Origin of the sequence: Halococcus qingdaonensis (genome assembly GCF_024508235.1) — an archaeon.
Lineage (GTDB): Archaea > Halobacteriota > Halobacteria > Halobacteriales > Halococcaceae > Halococcus > Halococcus qingdaonensis.
The window spans coordinates 265,507-286,018 of record NZ_CP101943.1; the positions used below are offsets into that span (position 1 = coordinate 265,507).

At 60.1% G+C, this 20,512-nt stretch carries 17 protein-coding genes and 1 pseudogene; 5 read left to right on the plus strand and 13 right to left on the minus strand.

Translation table 11 applies throughout. The annotated features are described in order from the left end of the window. Positions 1-132: 132 nt before the first annotated feature. From NO363_RS01365 to NO363_RS01385, 5 genes are all read right to left on the minus strand, one after another. Positions 133-588 (minus strand): FxLYD domain-containing protein, encoded by a 456-nt coding sequence (locus NO363_RS01365; RefSeq protein WP_256686297.1) that lies wholly within the window; start codon positions 586-588, stop codon positions 133-135. A gap of 331 nt (positions 589-919) precedes the next feature. Beyond that, positions 920-2,146 (minus strand): RNA-guided endonuclease InsQ/TnpB family protein, encoded by a 1,227-nt coding sequence (locus NO363_RS01370; RefSeq protein ID WP_256686299.1) that lies wholly within the window; start codon positions 2,144-2,146, stop codon positions 920-922. 3 nt (positions 2,147-2,149) lie between these two features. Next, a complete protein-coding gene (locus tag NO363_RS01375; protein WP_256686301.1) occupies positions 2,150-2,278 on the minus strand; it encodes a hypothetical protein in 129 nt (42 codons plus the stop codon). Between the two features lie 128 nt (positions 2,279-2,406). Further along, on the minus strand, positions 2,407-2,877 hold the full coding sequence (locus tag NO363_RS01380) for a redoxin domain-containing protein (protein WP_256686302.1): 471 nt from the start codon (positions 2,875-2,877) through the stop codon (positions 2,407-2,409). A 73-nt stretch (positions 2,878-2,950) separates the two neighbouring features. Further along, positions 2,951-3,916 carry an AIR synthase family protein gene (locus NO363_RS01385; RefSeq protein ID WP_256686304.1) on the minus strand — a complete coding sequence of 322 codons (966 nt, stop codon included), beginning with the start codon at positions 3,914-3,916 and terminating at the stop codon, positions 2,951-2,953. Between the two features lie 94 nt (positions 3,917-4,010). Between NO363_RS01385 and NO363_RS01390 the strand changes: the two genes are divergently transcribed. Next, positions 4,011-4,943: an NADP-dependent oxidoreductase gene (locus tag NO363_RS01390; RefSeq protein WP_256686306.1), complete on the plus strand. Its 933-nt coding sequence runs from the start codon at positions 4,011-4,013 to the stop codon at positions 4,941-4,943. A 36-nt stretch (positions 4,944-4,979) separates the two neighbouring features. Here the strand turns inward: NO363_RS01390 and NO363_RS01395 are convergent, their stop codons facing one another. Beyond that, positions 4,980-6,353 carry a UDP-N-acetyl glucosamine 2-epimerase gene (locus NO363_RS01395; RefSeq protein WP_256686309.1) on the minus strand — a complete coding sequence of 458 codons (1,374 nt, stop codon included), beginning with the start codon at positions 6,351-6,353 and terminating at the stop codon, positions 4,980-4,982. Between the two features lie 204 nt (positions 6,354-6,557). Here NO363_RS01395 and NO363_RS01400 point away from each other — a divergent pair, with 204 nt between their 5' ends. After that, the gene (locus tag NO363_RS01400; protein WP_256686311.1) at positions 6,558-7,835 is read left to right on the plus strand and encodes an RNA-guided endonuclease InsQ/TnpB family protein; all 1,278 of its coding nucleotides are present in this window, start codon (positions 6,558-6,560) and stop codon (positions 7,833-7,835) included. A gap of 146 nt (positions 7,836-7,981) precedes the next feature. Here the strand turns inward: NO363_RS01400 and NO363_RS01405 are convergent. Together NO363_RS01405 and NO363_RS01410 are read right to left on the minus strand one after the other, a co-directional pair. Further along, positions 7,982-8,194, minus strand: a pseudogene (locus NO363_RS01405) (2Fe-2S iron-sulfur cluster-binding protein); the annotation flags it as partial. 203 nt (positions 8,195-8,397) lie between these two features. Next, positions 8,398-10,155 carry a MutS-related protein gene (locus tag NO363_RS01410; protein WP_256686312.1) on the minus strand — a complete coding sequence of 586 codons (1,758 nt, stop codon included), beginning with the start codon at positions 10,153-10,155 and terminating at the stop codon, positions 8,398-8,400. Positions 10,156-10,311: 156 nt separating this feature from the next. Here NO363_RS01410 and NO363_RS01415 point away from each other — a divergent pair, with 156 nt between their 5' ends. Beyond that, a complete protein-coding gene (locus tag NO363_RS01415; RefSeq protein WP_256686313.1) occupies positions 10,312-11,325 on the plus strand; it encodes an alcohol dehydrogenase catalytic domain-containing protein in 1,014 nt (337 codons plus the stop codon). 64 nt (positions 11,326-11,389) lie between these two features. Here the strand turns inward: NO363_RS01415 and NO363_RS01420 are convergent, their stop codons facing one another. Continuing rightward, positions 11,390-11,656, minus strand: coding sequence for a type II toxin-antitoxin system VapC family toxin (locus NO363_RS01420; RefSeq protein ID WP_256686315.1), 267 nt, complete (start codon positions 11,654-11,656; stop codon positions 11,390-11,392). Between the two features lie 113 nt (positions 11,657-11,769). Then, positions 11,770-12,156 (minus strand): helix-turn-helix domain-containing protein, encoded by a 387-nt coding sequence (locus tag NO363_RS01425; protein ID WP_256686317.1) that lies wholly within the window; start codon positions 12,154-12,156, stop codon positions 11,770-11,772. A gap of 407 nt (positions 12,157-12,563) precedes the next feature. On the opposite strand from NO363_RS01425, the gene NO363_RS01430 reads away from it, so the two are divergent. Together NO363_RS01430 and NO363_RS01435 are read left to right on the plus strand one after the other, a co-directional pair. Further along, positions 12,564-15,023: a hypothetical protein gene (locus NO363_RS01430; RefSeq protein WP_256686318.1), complete on the plus strand. Its 2,460-nt coding sequence runs from the start codon at positions 12,564-12,566 to the stop codon at positions 15,021-15,023. 60 nt (positions 15,024-15,083) lie between these two features. Next, complete coding sequence (locus NO363_RS01435) at positions 15,084-16,574, plus strand: flippase (protein WP_256686319.1); 1,491 nt, start codon at positions 15,084-15,086, stop codon at positions 16,572-16,574. Between the two features lie 86 nt (positions 16,575-16,660). Here the strand turns inward: NO363_RS01435 and NO363_RS01440 are convergent, their stop codons facing one another. From NO363_RS01440 to NO363_RS01450, 3 genes are all read right to left on the minus strand, one after another. After that, positions 16,661-17,980: a sulfatase-like hydrolase/transferase gene (locus NO363_RS01440; RefSeq protein ID WP_256686321.1), complete on the minus strand. Its 1,320-nt coding sequence runs from the start codon at positions 17,978-17,980 to the stop codon at positions 16,661-16,663. Positions 17,981-18,151: 171 nt separating this feature from the next. Next, positions 18,152-19,150 carry a sulfatase-like hydrolase/transferase gene (locus tag NO363_RS01445; protein WP_256686323.1) on the minus strand — a complete coding sequence of 333 codons (999 nt, stop codon included), beginning with the start codon at positions 19,148-19,150 and terminating at the stop codon, positions 18,152-18,154. Positions 19,151-19,177: 27 nt separating this feature from the next. Next, on the minus strand, positions 19,178-20,434 hold the full coding sequence (locus NO363_RS01450; RefSeq protein WP_256686324.1) for a polysaccharide pyruvyl transferase family protein: 1,257 nt from the start codon (positions 20,432-20,434) through the stop codon (positions 19,178-19,180). Between the last annotated feature and the right edge of the window lie 78 nt (positions 20,435-20,512).

The following is a 20,512-nucleotide window of genomic DNA, read 5'->3' on the forward strand; positions in this document are numbered from 1 at the left end:
CAAGACTCCTCTGGGAGTATTGTGAGAGGCTCTTCGAGGAGGTGATTCCAGAACACACGGAAGTCCGCCGGTGATGGAGTTCGGTTCGAACGAACGCGGTCGGTACTGCACGCCGGCCGACACCGACGATCCTCAGTAGGCGTCGATTTCGGCGATGGCCGCCGCCGCGATGCGGTCGGGGTCGTCGCCGGGGTAGGAGACGACGAACTCCCAGTCTGCGCCGGTCGAGAGGCTCCGTTCGGCGACCCAGCCCTGCGCCAGAACTGCCTCTCCCTCGCCGAGGAATTCCACCCTGAGCCGGACCTCCTCGAGTGGCTCTTCGGAAACGTTTCGCAGTCGTCCAGCGATGGCCGTCCCACCCTCGATGTCGACGGTCAGCGACGCGCCGAAGAGGGCGACGGTGCCGTTGGCGTACAGCGAGGCTTCCAGCCCGTTGTCGAGCGTTATCGTTCCGGAGCTGGGCGGCGTGGCGACCGCGCCGTAGGCGGGACCGTCGTCGAGACGGCCGTCGCCGAGGACGGCCCCCAGACCGGCGACCAGCAGTGCCCCGCCCCCAGCACCGACGGCGACGAACTCCCTGCGGTTCATGGGCCGTCCAGACACTCCAGGAACGATAGCACTTCGAAACGTGGATGTGGGGGAACGGATTCGTCCGTAACCCACGCGTATCGATCGCGCTCAGAAATCGATTCCCGATCGATCGCGGGAAGGGCTTCGTGCAGTCGATACAGCCAAAACGAAATACAGACAAAAACGACGATTCCGGCACGAGCGTCGCGAACTCGTCCGATCGGGCCGGTCGGGCCGGTCGGCTGTTCTCAGGCCACCGGTCGGTCGTCGACCGCGCTGTTGTCGCGCGTCGCGATCGGCTGGAGGTCGGCCCACGTCCGACCGATGATGTGGTGAACGGACCCCGCGGTCAAGCCGCGGGGCTTCCCGCTTCGACGACGCGCTTTGCATCCACTCGAACGCGAGTGAACGCAGGGAGCGCAGTCTGCACGGGCGTTGATTCGGAGCATCCCGCCCCTATCTGTTCGAGACCTCTGTCAAGAATATTCTTCGCCGCGTTCAGGTCACGGTCTTCCTCGTGGCCGCAGGCCGGACACGAGTGTTCGCGCACCCACAGCGGCTTGTCGGTCTTCACGCCGCATCGGTTGCACTCCTTCGTCGTATTCCGAGGATCGACCGACACGATGTGTGTTCCATGCAGATCGGCCTTGTATTCAAGGAGCGAGAGGAACTGCGACCATGCCGCGTCCTGTTTGTTCTTCGCCGACTGTGAAGTTTCGAGCATCGGCTTCACATCGAGGTCTTCCACGCACACCACTTCGTACTCGGTCACGAGCCACGAGCTCAGCTTGTGCTGAAAGTCGAGGACTTTCCGTTTGATGTGGCGTCTCGCCGTCGCCACCGCCCGCCGCTGTTTCTCCCAGTTGGCCGACCCGTGTTCCTTTCGGTCGAGCGACCGCTGTTCGCGCGCATAGCGGTCGTATTCGTCGGAGAGGGCGAGCGGCTCGACCGAGCAGTCATCGGACGTATGGATGTACGAGAGGATGCCGAGATCCACGCCCACGCAGTCGTTACGGTCGATCTCCTTCGGGTCGGGCTTCTCGGGTTCGTCGGCCTCGATGACGAACGTGGCGAACCACTCGCCGGTGGTCTCCTTCTTGAGAGCGACCCGTTTGATATCATCCGTTTCCGGCAGGTTCCGATGGGTGCGAATGGGCATATCGCCGATCTTCGAGAGGTGAAGGGTTGCATATCCGTCCCGGCCCGTGTTGTGATCCACGTTGTAGCCCTCGGACTGATACGCAACCGAACGAAAGTCACCCGCGCCCTGCCACTTGAGCCGTCCGACCTTCCGCCCGTTCTGCCGATGTTCCTTGAGGACGGTCAGGTCGCGGTGGATCTGCGAGACGGTCTGTTGGGCGGCGTGCGCCGAAACTTCCGCGAAGGTCGGCCACTCGCGCTTCCAATCGGTGAGTTTCGAGTGCTGGTCGTAGGCACTCGGTCGGTCGTTCCACTCGGCGTGATAGTAGTCACGCACCGCGTGATTCCGTATCTGGCGGTGGATGTCGATGTGCCGCCACGCCTCGCTCTCCGTGGGATCGTCGGGATATGCACGGAAACGAAGCGTGAGGTCCATCGACTAGTCCAGGCCTTCACGGATGAGGTCGCCGTAGGCACGTGGCATCCGAAGCCCGTGTTCCTCGGCGTACTCGGTCGCTCGCTCGATGTCTTCGTCGGTGAGGTCGACGCGAAGGTGTCGCTGTTCCATATCCGTTACAGATCCAGTTGGCAATTTCGCACACATAAATGCGTCGGGTGTCCGTTGAGCTTACGCGATTCACCCGCGGATCAAGCCCCGCGGCACTCTCGCTGCACTACCTGTAGACTCCGGTGGGATTACGATTCGACGGCGTCGAGGATCGCGTCGTACTCCGGCTCGTTCGTCGGATCGTCGGCGACCCAGTCGTAGATCACGGTGCCGTCTTCGTCGAGCACGTAGACCGCGCGGTTCGCGATGCCGTAGAGACCCAGATCCTCGATGTCGATCTCCAGATCGTACGCTTCGATCGCCTCACGACTCATGTCGCTCACGAGATCGAACTCGATGTCGTACTCATCGCGGAATGCACCGAGCGAGAACGCTGAATCGGCGCTCACGCCGAGCAGGGTCGCGCCGGCGTCCTGGAACTCTTCTCGGTGGTCCTGCAGGGCGACCATCTCGTTCGTGCACGGGGGCGTGAACGCACCCGGGAAGAACGCGAGAACGACCGGTCCGTCGCCGAGATGCTCGTCGAGTTCGAACGGTTCGTGGTCGCTCGTGCCGACCGTCGCGGAAAATGTGGGTGCAGTATCGCCGTTGGAAATCATCACATCATACTATGAGCGGGGTAGTCTTAACTACTGCTACGAACATGTTCGTGGTTCGCTGAGCAAATATCCTCTACCCCCAAAGCGCGTACATCCCATCCTGAACCATCTCCGTTCGCCGCTGGCCGTCACGAACGACCGCCGGTGCATTCCCTGAAACCATCCCGACGTGCCCGATATCGGTCGCGGCGATACCTTCTTCCTCAAGCGCATCGAGAGTCCCTGCGGCCTCGTCAGCCGGCACTGTCGCGAGCAACGCACCCGATCCTAGCACGCGCAGCGGATCGACGTCCATCGCGGCACAGAACTCGCGGGTCGTCGGGCGGACCGGCACCGCATCGCCATCGAGAACGAGATCGACGTCACTCGCGCGGGCGATCTCGACGAGCCCACCGAGGACGCCACCCTCGGTCGGGTCGTGCATCGCGGTCGCGACGGGCGTACAAACCGCTGCTTCGGCCATGACGCTCAGTTCGTCGAAAAACGAGAGCGCCCGCTCGAACGTGTCCTCGTCGGTGTCGATCCGCTCCTGGAAATCGGACGCCAACACCGCCGTCGCCTCGATCCCGGCCCCTTTCGTGAGGAGCACGCGATCGCCCGGCGTGGCCGTCGTGGTCGAGACGAACCGATCGGTGTATCCCAGACAGGTTAGCGACAGCAACGGCCGTTCGAGACCGGCGACCGATTCGGTGTGGCCGCCGACGATCGTCAGCCCGAGTCGTTCGCACGTCGCGTGCAACTGGCGGGTGATCGTATCGAGCACGTCCTCGTCAAGCTCCGGCAGCAGAATCGTCGACACGACGTATTCCGGCACGCCACCCGATGCAGCGACGTCGTTGGAGGCGACCGCGACGCCGATCCGTCCGATGCGCTCGACGGCCAGCGAGACCGGGTCGGTGCTGACGACGAGGGTTCCGGCCCCCGTCTCGATCGCGGCGGCGTCCTCGGCCTCGCGGGGACCGACGAGCAGGTTCTCGTTCGCATCGCCGGTCCGTGAGAACACGTACTGCTCCAGCTCCGCCGGTGAGAGCTTGCTCATGGGTCCCCGTTTGGCGAACGATCCCATTCGCCTTTCCATTGCGAACGCCCGTGCCTCCAGAAGGCTCAATGTGCTGTGAGACGACGAACGGCAGATGAGAGCTGCCTGTATCCACGAGTTCGGTTCGCCTGACGTCCTCAGCTACGAGCGTACGCCCCGTCCGGAGCCCCACGACGACGAGGTCCTGGTTCGTGTTCGTGCCGCGGGCGTCAACCCGGTCGATTGCCGGCTTCGGCAGGGGCTGATGACGCAGATGCTCGCCGACGATCCCTTTCCGCTCGTTCTCGGGATGGATATCGCGGGTGTCGTCGAAGCAACCGGTACGGCCGTCACCGACTTCGAGCGCGGCGACGCGGTGTTCGGCGTCAACGGCTTCCCCGACTTCGGTGGCTACGCGGAGTACGCGACGACGAGTACCGACCAGCTCGCTCCGATGCCCGACGCGCTCACGTTCGTTGAGGCCGCCGGCGTACCGGTCGTCGCACGGACCGCCTGGCAGGCCCTGTTCGAGTACGCCGACTGCACTGCCGGCGATCGAGTGCTGATCCACGGGGCGGCCGGTGGTGTCGGCCACATGGCCGTCCAAATGGCCACAGCAAAGGGAGCCGACGTGATCGCTACCGCCTCGGGATACAGCGAGCGCTATCTCCGCGAGCTAGGGGTCGACGAGTTCGTGAACTACCGCGAGGAGGAATTCGAATCGGTCGTCGATCCCGTCGACATCGTGGTCGATACCGTCGGCGGCGAGACTCAACGTCGCTCGGTCGACGTGCTCAATGAGGGTGGCGTGCTCGTCTCGGTCGTCGGTGCTCCCGCCGATCCGATCGCCGAGGGCCGCGATATCGCCGTGCGAGCGGTGAGCGGCCGCTCGGAACAGCCCGCGCTCCTCGCCACGATCGGCGAGGCGATCGACGATGGAACGCTGCGCCCGACGGTCAGCACCGAACTCCCGCTCGCGGAGGTGACGCGTGCCCACGAGATTGTCGAAACGGAGCACGTCCGTGGCAAGCTCGTTCTCGACGTCTGATACAGACATGCCGACTTGTTGCAGTTTTGATAGTGATTATAGATACTCGAACTCGGAACTGTCGCCGGATTCGAAACCGAGGCGCTCGTGAGCCCAATCGAAGACCCGATCGGTATTGCGCGTTGTGAGGAACTCGACGATGCGCTCACCCACGTCGTTGCCATAAAGATGCTGCCCTGAGCGCATGCGCTCACGGATTGAATCGGTCTCGACGACGTGAGTGATCATGTCGGCAATAAATTCGCCGTCGGTCGGTGGGACAAGGAGATTCGTATTCGCCTCGAAAACCGTCTCAGGGCGATCGGTGTTGAAGCGAGCGGTGAGACAAAGCGCCTCGTCGATATGGTTGAGTTCCTCCTGCATGCTCCCGGAGTCGGTGAACTCGGCAAGGCATTGCCCGGAAGCGAGGAACTCGTAGACATGGGCGTGTTTCTTCCAGAGTCCGGTGAACAAGAAGTTCTCGCGCTCGTCGGCCAACTGCTGGAGACGCTCGCGATAGCCGTAGTTACGAAGGGCCTGCTCGGTAGCGGTCAATTCGACGAAGTTGACGTTGTACCCACGATTAACGAGTTCGATCACGCCCTCAATGATGGCGGTGAACCGCTCGGGGAGGAGGTTTGCCCTCCGGTGGATGTCGACGCGGATCCAGTTGTCGCGCGCCTCCAGGATGGGATACACATCGAAGACGCTCTCACCGTCGTGAGCGCGTTTCATCTCGATGGCGTCGACCACCGAGTTGCCGACCACCGGGATACGCTCCTGACCGTCAACACCGCGAGGATAGCCCTCACGTTCGAGATGCTCGCGATTCAATTTGACAGGCGCGAACTGATATATCGAAGCCGCAGAGCCGATGAAGGTATCGTACTGCTCGGGAAACGGCTCAGTCCGCTCAATGTGCCACTCGCCGTCCCATTGCTCGCTGACGACCGCTGTGGGGTCGGCGGTCGTATCGTAAGCCGGTGCCATCCCACGGAGACCCGCCTCATTGTGGACGACCTGCTGATTCGTAGCGAACATCCACGCTTGCGGGAAGATGGCCGCAGCATGGGTATCACCGTGGACCATGGGGAGGACGGTCGTATCGGGCCATTCGTCGAGTTTCGCCGCCAGTTCCTTGACGGCGAGCATCATCTCGGCGGTCTTCTGGCTCAGATCACCGCGAATCCCGAGATCAGCTCCGATATGCGTTTCGAGACCGTACTCTTCGAGCCCGTGACCGAGCACGTCGTCGTAGTGCTGGCCGGTGTGGATCACGAAACAGGGGAGGCCATTGGCGTCGGCGGCGGCAACGACCGGCGCCTGTTTGTAGAAGTCCGGCTTCGTTGCTGTCACAACTGCGAGGACGAGATTGCCACGATCCATCTGAGCGGCGAGGCGATCCTCGTAGACCGTTGGAGACGCATTCATGATCGTGGCTTTCGAGGACCCGGGTAATACGTTTCTCTATCTTTCAACAGCGAGAGAATCCCGTCCCGAGGCCGCAGGCCGAGGGGCGGGCGTGAATCGCGTAAGCTGTGTCTCGGTACTGTGCAACGACCGACTACACGGCGATAACTGACCGGATATTCTACAAGCGGAACGCTTAGGTATGTTCAGTGACATAGGCTATGTATGGCGATTCAGTCCGTTACCCGCACCCACCGCGCTTCCATACGGAACCAGCGGCAGGTGCGCGACGGGCTGGATACGCTTGGTTTCGCCGCCGCAAAACTCTGGAACGTCGCCCGGTGGACGGCAGGACGCGTTTGGGACGCTTGCGGCCAGATTCCCGACGACTCGGTACTCAAGTCCTACCTCAAGAGTCACGAACGCTACGCGGACCTCAACGCACAGTCCAGTCAGCGAGTTCTCGAAGAACTCGATGAGGCGTTCCGTGGGTGGTACGGCCACCGCGACAACGGGAACGAAAAAGCGAACCCGCCCGGCTACCGCAAGAGCGGCGACGAACATCCTCGTGCAACGGTCACGTTCAAAGAGGACGGCTTCAAGCACGACGAAAAGAACGGCTACATCCGTCTCTCGAAGGGCCGGAACACGAAGGAACACTGGTCTGATTTCATCCTGTGTGCCTACGACGCCAACCCGGACGTTACAATCGAGAACGTCCAAGTCGTTCGCGCCGTCTTTGAACACGGCGAGTGGCGGCTCCACATCGTTTGCCGCCACGAAATTGAGGTCGAATCACCCGGCGACCGAACGGCAGGCGTGGACCTTGGAATCAGTAACATCGCCGCTGTCTCGTTCGGGGACGAAACCCTGCTGTTCCCCGGCGGCTGGCTCAAAGAGTCCAAGCACTACTACAAGTGCGTCGAGTACGAGTGCGAAGGCGAGAACGGGCTTTCACGCCGCGCTCGGAACGCCAAGCGCACGCTCAAAGAGCGCCGCCGACACTTCCATCACACGCTCTCGAAACGCATCATCGACGAGTGCGTCGAACGCAGCGTCGGACGGCTCATGGTCGGCGACCTCAACGGCATCCGCTCGGAAGACGATGGGGCCGGTCGGAACTGGGGCCGTCACGGGAACAAGATGCTCCACGGATGGGCGTTTGAGCAACTCACGACGATGCTCGAATACAAGGGCAAAGCCGCCGGTATCGAGGTGGTTGTGGATTCCGAACGCGACACGTCGAAAACCTGTGCGGTTTGCGGCCACAAGAACGGTAGCCAGCGTGTCGAGCGCGGTTTGTACCACTGCGAGAACTGTGGTCGAACGGCGAACGCCGACGCGAACGGTGCGGAGAACATCAGACAAACGCTACTCCCGAATCCAGACGCTTTCGACCGGCTGGATAGGGATAACGGCTGTATGGCACAGCCAGCGACGTACTCGTTCGATGCTACGGAAGGACGGTTCCTTCCACAAGAACGGGTGCGCTGCGAACCCTAATATCCCAACTGCGGTCGGGAAACCTCGGCGTTTACGCCGAGGAGGATGTCATTGCAAGATGGTAGATCATTCAGCCGTACGAACGCGTGTACGACTCTGTTCGGTTCATCTCTGTACTCCGCATGTCGAGCCCACCAGATTCTGATTCACAATTCACGCCCCAGCCGGCGGGGGAGCACCTGCCCCCAGACGTACTTATCGAGGAGTTCGACCCGCAGTGGTTCCTCGATCGTGAGACAACACGAGAGGCGTGGGTAGCCGAATCGAACCGCTGCGGCGTCGTGCCAGTGTGTCGGCTCCGGTGCGGGATCGACCGCGACGGTACAGGTCGCACACAGTCCTCGCCCGCCACAGGTGGCGGATCGTCGCCGACATCGTGGTCACTCTCCGTGGTGGACTGCTCCGTCGTAGGCGAGATGATCGACGAATCCATGAGGTTCGATTCGTCCTCTGAGGGCGAATCGGTGCCTTCGGCTGTCGGATCGTGGGCCATAGCAGTGCTGCCCGTCACGTTGGGGAAGGGTATACAGCTGTTTCAGTCCGTTTTTCGGTGATTTTCCCGTCAGGCGGACCACTCCGCATCGAGCAGGGTCTGGTGAACGACGTCCTCGCCGACAGCCTCGGCAAGCGCCTCGAAGCCGGCGCGCTCGCTGCGATCGCTCGCGTTCGCCACCAGTCGCGAGACGATAAACTCCGGCGTCGATCGGCCGACGGTCTCGAACTGTGGTTGGTAGTCCACGTCGAGCGTCAGATCGTCGTTGAGACCTCTGGCGAAGATGCCGTCAGTGCGCGCTCGGTCGGGCAGTGGGGCGAGATCGTCGGCGAGATGAGTGACGTAGACACCGATCGCACCCGCATCGACGGCGAGACGCACGAGCCCGTAAAGGAGATCCGCAGCGCTCCCCGGTTCGGTGATCGCTTCGAACTCGTCGACGAGCATCAGCGTCCGGTCGCTGTCGGTCAGCGGCGGCACGATCGTCTGCAGCGTCGATTCGAGCACGCCCGCGTTGAAACTCGCGTGCCGGCGATGGAACACGATGGCATCGACACGACTCACCTCGGCTGCGTCGGCCGGCACGGGCAGACCCATATGTGCGAGTACGACCACCTGACAGAGCGTCTCCAGAAGCGTGGTCTTCCCGCCGCTGTTGGCCCCGGTGAGCACCGAGACCCGATCGTCGGTCGGGACCTCTGTTGCACAGTCGTGATCGCCGACAGCGTACGTGATCGGCTGGACGGCCGTCTCGGCGGTCGCCACGAGCGACAGGTTGCGTGCGTTCACGGCCCCGACACAGCCCGACTCGACGAACGTCGGACGGGTCAGATCGTACGCTGTCACGAACCGGGCAAGCGAGAGCTGGAAGGCCGTCTCGTTCACCGCACTGACGGCCGTCTCGATCGCGTCACGGCTGTCGTCGAGAGCGGCTTCGAGATCGTCCACGACCGCCTGCTCGCGTTCCTCGACCGTTTCACGGAGTGACGCGAGCAGCTCGCGAAGTCCCTGAGTCACGAAATCGGTCGCGTCGGCGGCGTCGGTGGGTGTCGCTTCGCGGACGCGCGGGGCGGGGAGTGGCGTCTCGGCGGCGACGTGGCTGACGAATGCCTCGCGGAACTCCGCGCTTGAGCGGACGCCGTCGGATTGGATGGCGTCGATGACGTCGATCCCCTGGGCATCGAGCTGTTCGACCGCCGCGAGCTGCTCGCGGGCCGTATCGAGGTCGTCGTCGACGCCCTCGCGGACGGTTGGATCACCGTTTGCAGTATCGAGCGAACCGAGCGCCCCGGCGGCATCGGCGAGCGCGTCGGCAGCGATCGCGTCGATCGCGGCGAACACGCCGGTGTCGACACCGATCTCTTGAAGGGCGAGGACGGTCTCGACGGCGGCACGCTCGCCACCACCCATCTCGTCGAAGTCAGCGAAGGCGTCGAGCACCGCCTCGCGGGTGGCATCGTCGAGATCGCTCCACGTCTCGGTCGCGAGCGTCACCGCGTCGAGGCGCTTGGTCATCGCATCGACCGACGTGAGCGGCGTCAGCACGCGAATTCGGTCGCCGGCGTGATTGGTGATTGCGAACTCCTGTGCCCGTTCGAGGAGGTCCTTGTAGACGCTGCGCGCATCCGGCGTCGTGAGAATCCCCATCCCCTGTTCGCCGTGGGCATGCCGGAGGATGCGCGTCGCTCGGCCGCGCGCAAGGCCGGCATCGGCGAGCGTCCCGATATCCATCGCTTCGATCGCGCGAATCGCCCGCTCGGTGCCCAGCCCCTCGGCGAGCGTGGTGGCTGTCTTCGGGCCGATCCCCCAATAGTCCTGCAGCGACATACCAGCCGTTCGATCGCGAGCCATCAAGTACTGCGTGGACGGTGTCGGTCGCCTCGGTGTGTCCTGGCGCAGCGTCTGTGCTAAGCGGTCGTGTCGAACGCGGACGACGGTTCGTGAACCGACAGACAGTACTGGCTCGTGGCCCGAATCTCTCGCATGCGTGTCGCTGCATTCACCGGTATCGATGGCCCCGACGACGTCGCCGTTCGGGAACGGCCCGACCCGACGCCGGCGGTTGGCGAAGCCGTCATCGACGTCGCGGCGTGTTCGATCAACCACCACGATCTCTGGATCCTCGAGGGCGACTCGGCGATGGTCGGAACGGACGAGCTCCCGTTCGTGAGCGGCCTCGACGTCGCCGGCGAGGTCGCTGCGACGGGTCCCGACGTCGAGTCGGTTACGAGCGGTGATCGCGTCCTGTTGTGTCCCAACGAGACCTGTGGGACCTGTCGGTACTGTCGTGAAGGCCCCGAAAACCGCTGTGAACAGTACAGCCTGTATCACGGTGGTCTTGCAGAACAGGCACTCGTCGATGCCGACCGACTCGTTGCGCTCCCGGAATCGGTGGCGTTCACGGACGCGGCGGCGCTCCCGACCGCATATATGACCGCCTACCACATGCTCCGGCGTACCGAGGTGGGGGCGAACGATCTCGTCTTCATCCCCGGCGCGACCGGCGGCGTGGGCGTCGCCGGCGTACAGCTCGTCGACGCGCTCGGTGCACGGTCGATCGGGACGACGACCTCGGCGACAAAGGCCGACCGACTGGCCGACATCGGAGCCGACCACGTCGTCGAATCGGGGGCCACGGACGCAATTCGAGCGGCGGTCGACGAGATCGGCGAGCCCGATGCCGTCCTCAACCACCTCGGTGGCGACTACACCGACCTGGGGCTGGAACTGCTCCGGCAGGGCGGTCGGATGGCCGTCTGTGGCCGCACTGCGGGCGATCGATCGACGATCGAGATCCCACAGCTGTATCTCGGACACAACCAGCTCATCGGCAGCACGATGGGCACCCAGCCCGATCTCGAAACGCTCGTCGCCCTCACGGCTGACGGAGCGATCGAGCCGGTCGTCGGCGACGAGTATGCACTCGACGAGACGGGCCAGGCGTTCGCCGATATGCAGCACCGGGATGCGTTCGGCAAGCTCGTCGTTCGGCCGTGATCGTGGTGTGGTGAGATTGTGACATATACTCCTGTAGAGTCGCGTCGAAACCCTGATCGCGCGGTCAGTACGTCTCGACGTTGAGGTCCTCGACTCGGGCAAACTCGTCGACGTTCCGGGTGAGTACACGCGCGTCTGCGCTCTCGACAGCGGTCGCCGCTGTCAATGCATCAATGTCGCCGATCGGTTCGCCCCGGTCACCGAGTGTGCGCTGGATGGACAGCGCTCGGCGTGATTCGGTACGACCGAGGGGGAGAACGACCATCGATGCGAGAATCTCGTCGAAACGGGTGTATTCACGCTCGTGGAGCCCGAGACCCGTTTCATACACTGTGAGCGGTGAGACGGCGACGGCGTCGCTCCCTCAATGAGATCGGCGAGTGCGTCCTCCGCTGTGTCGAGTTGATCGAGTAGGTCAATCAGAAACGTCGTATCGAGTATCATCTACTCCTCCGCGCGGTCGGTTCGCCGAGCGTCCATCCGATCGTTGAACTCCTTGCGGAACTCCCGCGAACGCCTCTTGATGCGCTCTGTGCCCTCGTCGTCGACGAGACCGACCAGCTCGCGGAGTGGTTCTGCGGACCCTCCCCGCGACCGCTCACTGTCGGTGCGCCACCACACGACTCTCCCAGCGGTCTTTCGTCGAGAGACACGTCTCTTTTCGTGCAACTCTGTGAGCTTTCGTCGGGCGGTCTCGCGCGAACATCCGAGCGCGTCGGCGACGTCGCCACTCGTAATGACTGGCCCCTCGACCTCGTTGAACACCTCGACCACGGACGGGAGCGTGATCGATTCGATGAACTCGCCCGAGTCACTTCGGTTGCGGCTCATACCATCACTACGTAACCGATTAACATACTCCTGTTGGCGTTCGCCACGAGATGTACACCAACAGATCTGTGACAGAGACGGGCCGACTCCCCGGGTACGGTCGTGCGGACAGAACGCGCCGGTGGGTGGGGCACCGACGCTGGCTGTCTCGTGGATCGGACAGCCATCAAACGCCGAGACCAGCGGTCAAGACTCCCGACGGTCGTACCGACATAATAGATCATCGTAGACGATCAGTATATCAACCCCGCTACACCTGCAGGTCCTGGTAGCTACCGCTGTGATATGGACTGTTCGTTCGAGTGTGTTTTCTGTGTCGGTGGCGATGACTGTTCTGTCAAGACCACCTATCTCTATTGGAAAACATACCGTAACTTTTTTTTAGTAAGGTGATGCCTAATGCAGTGATGCTACGCAGCGATGGGAATCGCGAGGGGGAGACAGTAGGGGATAACACGTCGCTTTCGGTCGATCGGCGATCGTATCTGAAGCTTGCTGGCGTTGCAGCCGGCTCGGCATCGATGCTTTCGGGCGCGGCGAGCGCGGCGTTCACGCGCCGGGGGATCAGATTCAAGCACACGGTCGATATGGTGGCGGATGCAGGCTGTGATCCGTCGGGCAACGAGCCCTGCGACAGCAAGATCCGGAACGCAGCTGACGACTACACGCTGTTGAAGTTCCCGCCCGGCGAGTACAAGATCACCGAGAAAAACGTTATTCTGAATACGACGAACCTCGGCTTCCTCGGGGAGGGCGACGTTCGGTTTACGGTCCCGGAGCGATACAACGAGAAGATGTTCGTCGTCGAGGACGGGACGGGGCTGCTCTTCGAGAACATCGACGTCGACCTGCGGGCGGCGGGGGCGACGCCGGGGCTCCATTTCGGTGTCGACGACGATCTCGAAGTCCACGACGTCGAGTATCTCGGACAGGGGATCCATCCAAACAGCGACCCACGAGGTGGCGGCAACGGCAACCCCGACGTCACCTATGCACTCTATCCGATCATTCGCTCGCCCGATGGGACGGGGACGGTCTCGAACGTCGTGGCGAAAAACGACGGGCTGATGGGTGCGTACAACCACGGCGACGGTCGCGTCGGCGTCTGGATCGGGCTCAGTCACAAGGGGACGGTCACGCTCAAGAACTGCCAGTTCGAGGGCTTTCCCAACAACGGCCTCTACTGCAGTCGGACGGGTGGTGCCGTCCAAGTCGAGGGTGGCGTCTTCCGGAACAACGACATCACACAGGTCCGGCTCAGCAGTAGTGACAGCTACGTGAAAAACGCGGTTATCGTGGCGGATCTCGACAACAGCGATAGCCCGAACCCCGGCGATACGCTCAACTCCCGCGGCGTGCGCTTCGAGGCCGGGAAGTTCGGCTATCGCGGTGCATCTGTTGAAAACTGCGACATCACCATCGCCTCGACCCCGCATTCGAGCGGCGGCGTCGTGGTCGGCAGCGACGGGGCCGATCACGCGATCCGGAACACGCGTATCAAGGTCGATGTCGATTCGATTCGTGGTGTCTACTCGAAGGCACCGGTCGGCTTCGGCAACCGTGGTCCGCCCCCGAAGCCACACGCGACGACGCTCGAAAACGTGAGTGTGACCGGGTCGGCGTCCGGTGCGGATGCGGTTCGTATCGATCAGCGTGACGATTCGGTGGTGAAGGGCTGTTGTATCGATCAGAACGGTGGTAATCGCAATGGCGTGCGACTGGTCGACTCAGACGGCAGCAAAGTAGTCAACAGTACGATCGACGTCAATGGGCAGCGTGTCGTTGAGGACAACTCGTGGGTCCGGACGCGCAATATCGATGCGAGTGGCTCCTGTCCGACGCCCGACAGCAATACAGGCGACCACGTGCTCTCGATACAGGGAACCGGATCGCGAGCCGATTATAGCTTTACAGTCACGAGCGATCTCGCGAAGAGTACGGCCAATGGCGGCACAACTGGTTCATCGATGACCGTTTCGGGATCGAGTGCAACGGGGTACGTCTGGGGTGGCACCGACAGCTACACGTTCTCCGGTGATCTCGAATCGTTCAATTTGGACGGTGAAGCAACGGTTACGATTGATGGCGAGCCAGCCCACGTCGGCCAGCGTCCCGATCACGTGCTCTCGATAGAAGGAACCGGATCGCGTACCGATTACAGCTTTACTGTCACGCGTGACCTCGCAGAGAGTACGGCCAACGGTGGAACGATCGGCTCTAGTACCGATGTATCTGGATCGAGTGCAACGGGATATGTCTGGGGTGGCACCGACAGCTACACGTTCTCCGGTGATCTCGAATCGTTCAATTTGGACGGTGAAGCAACGGTTACGATTGATGGCGAGCCAGCCCACGTCGGCCAGCGTCCCGATCACGTGCTCTCGATAGAAGGAACCGGATCGCGTACCGATTACAGCTTTACTGTCACGCGTGACCTCGCGAAGAGTACGGCTAATGGCGGCACAACTGGTTCATCGATGACCGTTTCGGGATCGAGTGCAACGGGATACGTCTGGGGTGGCACCGACAGCTACACATTTTCGGGTGATCTCGCTGCGTTCAATTTGGATGGAAGAGCAACGGTCACGCTCGATGGGAGGCCAGCGCATGTCGGCCGGCGTCCCGATCACGTTCTCACGATTGAGGGGACCAGCTCACATGCCGACTACACGTTCTCCGTTACAAATAACCTCGAAAAGAGTACCGCAAACGGCGGCACCACTGGCTCGTCCGATTCCATTTCAGGATCGAGCGCTACAGGATACGTCTGGGGCGGAACCGATTCCTACACGTTCTCAGGCGATCTCGAATCGTTCTCGCTTGACGGTAATGCGGATGTCTTCCTAAATGACGATCGGATCAGATAGGCCAGAGGATGAGTTACGGATGGAAAAACTCATATCGGAATCGGGGTGATTGTGGGTCGAATGGCTGAAAAACCCGACTCGGGAGTGACTTCGGCGCTCCGGTCGGTCACACGCGGTGTCGGGGCACAGCTTGCCGGGAAGGGAACGACGAGAATCCTCGGATTCATCACCACTTTTCTGTTAACCCGAACCCTTGGCACGAGCCTCTATGGCGTCTATTCGTTTGGAAAGACGTTGCTGTCTATCGCGGGGATCATCACGAATCTCGGAACAAACTTGTCGATAGTTCGATTCATTCCACAGTACGACGACCGCGCGGACCAGAACCGCGTGATCGGGCTGGCGTCTCTCACCACGTTGGTTGCAAGCCTCGTTGTTGGAGCCATATTGTACGCCACCGCCCCGACTCTGACGAGGCTGACATTGGATCAGCCGATACTCACCGATGTCCTGCGGGTACTCGCGTTCGTCCTCCCATTCCAGACGCTGAATGGATGCGTTGCGAGCGTCTTCCGGGCTATCGAACTCCCTGGCTATCAGGTCGTGACATCGAGTATCGGACGCCAAGTGTTCCGGCTCATCACGGTTGCAATCGCAGTGGCAATCGGTGCCTCGGTTGTGGGCATGGCCGCGGCGCTGGTCACCGCGTGGATTCTCGCGTTCTTCTTCGGGGTCGGACTACTGTTCTCTCGTACCGACTTCCGGCCGGGGATCAAAGGATCCCAGCCAGGGTTACGAGAGTTCTACAATTTTTCGCTACCACTCACGCTTGGAGACGTCGGCACAATGCTTCAAAACAGAGTCGACGTACTCATGGTTGGACTGTTTCTCTCCGGGAGTGCGGTCGGCATCTACAACCTTTCAACCGTGCTCTCGCAAGCTCTCAGATTGCCGCTCATTGGGCTCAACACGATGTTCCCGCCAATCGCTGCTCGGATGTACGGCAATGGCGAACTCGCAGACCTCGAAGCGCTGTTCACCCGGGTGACTCGCTGGTCGTTCACGCTATCATTGCTGCCGTCGCTCGGACTGTTGGTGTATCCAAGCGAAGTGCTGTCGATCTTCGGCCAAGATTTCGCTGCGGGGAGTGAAGTGCTCTCGCTATTCATCATAGCTAATCTGACGAGTACTGCAGTCGGTCCGAGCGGATATGTGCTAACAATGACCAATCATCAGTATCTCAGAATGGTCAACGAGTGGGGACTCGGAATTCTCAATGCAATCTTTAATTATATATTCATCACTCAGTTCGGTCTCATCGGCGCGGCACTCGCTACTGCTGGTACATTGACTTTTGTCAACATTGTTCGCGTAGTCGAAGTTTGGTACACAGAACAGTTGCTCCCCTATTCATCCAAATTCCTGAAACCAATCGCTGCCGGTTTCGTCAGTGTGGTAGTAATGGAAGGCTGGCGAATAATTTCGCCTCTATCGGGAGTTCCATTGTTGATTGTTGGCGCTGTTGTTGGCACAGTATCATTTGGAGTTGTCCTCATCATGACGGGAATCGAGGCAGAAGATAGGGAGTTCTTTCGAGAACTCATCCTCTGATCCGATGGTAGATTTGAAGATTAGAATTTATCCGCCTGTCGGCGCTGACTGATTCTGATAGCCAGTTACATCAACGGGACTAGTGATCATACGTATCCGAGTTCTTCGAGGCGGCTCTGGACTTCATCCGAAACATCAGTGTCGTCCGCAGCCGACGTAACTTGTTGTCGATTGATGGAATTCAGCAGTTCATCGAGTCGGTGAGATGCTTCGTCGTGGGACCACTGGCCAGTCACTTCAAGTCCGTCTTGGTGAGTTTCGTGAGCATACCCATCTGCGGAGACAATTGCGTCGAGTGGGCGATCCATCGGTTCGTATCTATCGCCGACACCAGCAGCCTCGAACCGCTGTCGACGTCCGGGAGCGAGACCGTGATACTCGACGAGCCTGTCACGTGGTTCTATCTCCCCCAAGAGATTCTGTCCACGCGAGTCAACGTTGCTACCAGCCATGTCGGCGACTGTCCGATGAACGTCAAGAATACTGACCGGAGTATTCACCGTCTTTGATCGAACGCCTTGGCCGGAGATGACGAGCGGGACATGCGTGAGCTCGGGATTGAGTCCATAAACGTGTGCCCAGAGCCCGTGTTCACCGAGATGTTCGCCATGATCGGCAAGCGTGATGACATAGTCGAATTCGTCCATAAGGTCGGTGTACAGATGTCGGTATGCGTTGGAGATGTACTGAGCACACTTGTCGTATGCACGTTTAATCATATCTAGATTGTCGACACGATCTGCCAGCCCGTCCTCTATTTCAGGTCCCAGGCTGTGGTCAGTCTCCCGGTATACTTTTGGTGGATTATATGGTTTATGCGCATCCATGATATTGATGAATGAAAACTCCCGATCACCGAAAGTAGTGTCCTGTACGCGATTCATAACCGCCTGTGTATCCATGAGTTCAGTAGTCTTGATTCGATATCCTTCCCTGAGCGACGGAACGACCGGGTATCCACCACGAAGACACTGTAGCAACCCGTTTACGTACTGTTTTGCACCGGTCGCTTCAGTCGTTTCCGCGAACCCCGACCAATCGAACACTCCTTCGGGGACCGGCTGGACCTCCCTTGCGCCTGGTCCGAAGCGCTCGTCGAAGCCGCGCTCCCATCCATCCCACACGTATATCTGCATATTGGTGGAGAACATCCGTGTCGTGTAGCCCTCGCGCTGGAGTGCTTCGGGAAGCGTTGCGCCGTCCCACTCAAGCGTCCGGGATTTATTCGTCGTGCCGACCTCACTTGGATACCGTCCGGTGAACAGCGAGGCATGGGCCGATCCGGTCCAGTGTGACGTCGAATATGCGTTCGTAAATCGAATCCCATCGAGCCAGGAAAAATACTTCTCGAATCGGTCGTATCGGAGCGTGTCAAGAACAACGACTGCGATGTTCGAAGAAGTCATTGCGACCGTTATTCATAGAACGGGAAAATACGTTTCGTTAGGTGAGGCGATATAATCAGCGCAGAAAGTCAGTAGTGACTTCACTACTGTATCACCCATACCAATCACATGTCGCTGGAGGTCAAAGTAGGACTCAGGACGAATTCACGTATGAATTCGTCGAGCAGCGATTCACTCTATGTAACCGAGATCGGCCAGCCGCTCTTCGACAACATCGTCGTCCACGGATGACTCGTTTTCCCCGTCACTCCGCTGAACCTCATCGAGTGGGTTGGTTTCGCTCTCTCCGACGACCGATTCAACACGGAACCACGGCACTGTCCGGGTATATTTGGAAGACTCTTCGTGCAAGTATCTTCCACCTTCGCCGAGGTGCTCGCCGTGATCGGCGGTCACCACGATCGGGCAATCAAGCGCTCGGATCAGACGCTGGACTTCGCTAAGCACGTATTCGAGGTTCGACTTGTACGCCCGTCTGATTTCGGCGTTGGTGAGATCGCCAGATTCGACTCTCGCGATCCACTGGTCAGTCATTCGATCCCCATCTGCATCAGCGCGCTCTCTAATATGCGCGTAGCCGCCCTCCAATGCGTCTGGCCGATAGTCGCCGACGTACGGAAAGTGCGGCTGAATGTAGTGAACGACCAGACGCGGGTGGTCGCTGTCCGCAGCCACGCGGAGTGCCGTCTCTGTAACCTCTTCGGCTGGGGTCGTTCCCAAATCATCATCCCAACCGCCCTCCCAGACGGGGATGACCTCTCTGAAGTATTGCTCTGGATTCGGGCCACTCGCCCGATTTTCGAAGTAAAAGTCCGACACCACTGGCGCAGCATTGACGTATGTCAGATCGTGGTATCTGTCCCACATATTGTGGATGTACTCGCCCGTCCAGCGGCCGCTGGACCAGACCGCCGAAAGATCGCCACCGAGAAAATCAGCATAGGCTGCTGCGAACATGTCATATCGACAGGAATCGAGGATTACGAGCGTGAATTCGTCCTGGTCGACGAACTCGGTGACTCGTGGTTTCTGGCGTGGAATCGAATATTTGCGCCGGAAGAGTTCTTCTCGTCCGCGTCGCGTCGCTGACGAGAGCTTCCGTCCGAGGTAGGACGGGACCTTTCCTGGGTTGTGTACTCCCCGGCGTACCAACGAGAATGGCGATTTCATCGGTGGAGAGTTCCGCCAAGACTCATTTCAACCCATCGTTTCAGCGATTAGTGTTGCGGTCTTCCGAGACTGCGTTTGTTGCTCGGGGAGTTGGTTCGCGATCTGCTCAGCGAGTTCATCACGATTGCTGAAGGCGTTATCAACCATCGTCGTCAGCGAGTCAGCATCCACAGCATTGATGTCACAGAGATAGTCTTCGAGACCGAACTGTCGCATCAACCCCTTGGTTTTGAATTCATAGGCGATAGCAACGACAGGTGTCTCGGCCAACATCGCGAGAATGTTTGAGTGCATCCGCGTACCGATGTGAAGATCCATTTGACCATACCTGTCCCGTAGTTCGTGAGTGGTGTATTCCTGAGTATCGACCGAAACCCGGTCAGAGCCACCGTGACTCATTTGATCAATGATCGACAGCGCCGGAATACGGTCGTCTGTATGGTATCCTGCCCATCCCGTACACGTTGACAGGAACCGTACATTGGCGTCGTGTTCATCGATGAGCCAGTCGGCGGTTTCGGCTATCACCCGTTCGTAGGCGTCCTGTCCCCCCTCTCGGTCGATGTACCCCCACGTCCGAACGGAGATACTGACCGCAAGGGCATCGGACGATGCTTTATCGGGCCCATTCTCGGTTATACGCTGGATCGGCTTCGGTTCTGGAGGGTCATCAGTCATTGTGAACGCTGCATCGGCGGTGAACTCGATCGGTGTCTCGGTCACGCCGATGTCCTCAAGTAGCGACTTCGATTCCGCATCACGTGTTGTGATGAGGTCGACGCGGTTGAGTACCCAGCACGCCCGCGAGCGCACCGTCTCGTTCTCGAATGGGCCAATCGTCTGAGCATAGAGTGCGACGGTTTTTCCGAGCGCTTTGGCGAATAGAAGCTCCCACAGGACGGCATATTTATCCGGGAAATAATTTCCAGTCAAAAACATCCCGCCAGTGCTGATCACGAGGTCGGCATCGTGGTATGGTTGTAGTTCGAGCCAGTCATCAATCGCTTCCGCTTTGGGCGGTTTCAGACCAACCCTTCGTAGCGGGGCAGTAGCGAGGAGATATGCGCCAGCAGCGTTTTTCTTGTAGGCTGTTCGACTGAATGGAGTCGTTCGCTGCTTCACAGCATCGACACCGTTGATGGTTCGCGCAGCGTGGGGGTACTCGGTCGCGACCGTGATACTTGCATCTGGAAATTGTTCTCGGAGGGCCACCAATTCGCCTTCGAGGATAGCCGCATCACCACGGTTCGACGCGCAGTGGTAGTCCGTAATGAGAATATTCATGTCATCAATTCATAAGTTGCGCGTAAATGAGTTTCGATACGCTATGGAATTGTATGGCTGCAATCTGCTTAATGGTCC

What these genes read in the sequence shown, in the direction of transcription:
- NO363_RS01365 (WP_256686297.1), bottom strand. Translation starts at nt 588, where the DNA reads ATGAACCGCAGGGAGTTCGTCGCCGTCGGTGCTGGGGGCGGGGCACTG.
- NO363_RS01370 (WP_256686299.1), bottom strand. Translation starts at nt 2,146, where the DNA reads ATGGACCTCACGCTTCGTTTCCGTGCATATCCCGACGATCCCACGGAG.
- NO363_RS01375 (WP_256686301.1), bottom strand. Translation starts at nt 2,278, where the DNA reads ATGGAACAGCGACACCTTCGCGTCGACCTCACCGACGAAGACATCGAG.
- NO363_RS01380 (WP_256686302.1), bottom strand. Translation starts at nt 2,877, where the DNA reads ATGATTTCCAACGGCGATACTGCACCCACATTTTCCGCGACGGTCGGC.
- NO363_RS01385 (WP_256686304.1), bottom strand. Translation starts at nt 3,916, where the DNA reads ATGAGCAAGCTCTCACCGGCGGAGCTGGAGCAGTACGTGTTCTCACGG.
- NO363_RS01390 (WP_256686306.1), top strand. Translation starts at nt 4,011, where the DNA reads ATGAGAGCTGCCTGTATCCACGAGTTCGGTTCGCCTGACGTCCTCAGC.
- NO363_RS01395 (WP_256686309.1), bottom strand. Translation starts at nt 6,353, where the DNA reads ATGAATGCGTCTCCAACGGTCTACGAGGATCGCCTCGCCGCTCAGATG.
- NO363_RS01400 (WP_256686311.1), top strand. Translation starts at nt 6,558, where the DNA reads ATGGCGATTCAGTCCGTTACCCGCACCCACCGCGCTTCCATACGGAAC.
- NO363_RS01410 (WP_256686312.1), bottom strand. Translation starts at nt 10,155, where the DNA reads ATGTCGCTGCAGGACTATTGGGGGATCGGCCCGAAGACAGCCACCACG.
- NO363_RS01415 (WP_256686313.1), top strand. Translation starts at nt 10,312, where the DNA reads ATGCGTGTCGCTGCATTCACCGGTATCGATGGCCCCGACGACGTCGCC.
- NO363_RS01425 (WP_256686317.1), bottom strand. Translation starts at nt 12,156, where the DNA reads ATGAGCCGCAACCGAAGTGACTCGGGCGAGTTCATCGAATCGATCACG.
- NO363_RS01430 (WP_256686318.1), top strand. Translation starts at nt 12,564, where the DNA reads ATGCTACGCAGCGATGGGAATCGCGAGGGGGAGACAGTAGGGGATAAC.
- NO363_RS01435 (WP_256686319.1), top strand. Translation starts at nt 15,084, where the DNA reads ATGGCTGAAAAACCCGACTCGGGAGTGACTTCGGCGCTCCGGTCGGTC.
- NO363_RS01440 (WP_256686321.1), bottom strand. Translation starts at nt 17,980, where the DNA reads ATGACTTCTTCGAACATCGCAGTCGTTGTTCTTGACACGCTCCGATAC.
- NO363_RS01445 (WP_256686323.1), bottom strand. Translation starts at nt 19,150, where the DNA reads ATGAAATCGCCATTCTCGTTGGTACGCCGGGGAGTACACAACCCAGGA.
- NO363_RS01450 (WP_256686324.1), bottom strand. Translation starts at nt 20,434, where the DNA reads ATGAATATTCTCATTACGGACTACCACTGCGCGTCGAACCGTGGTGAT.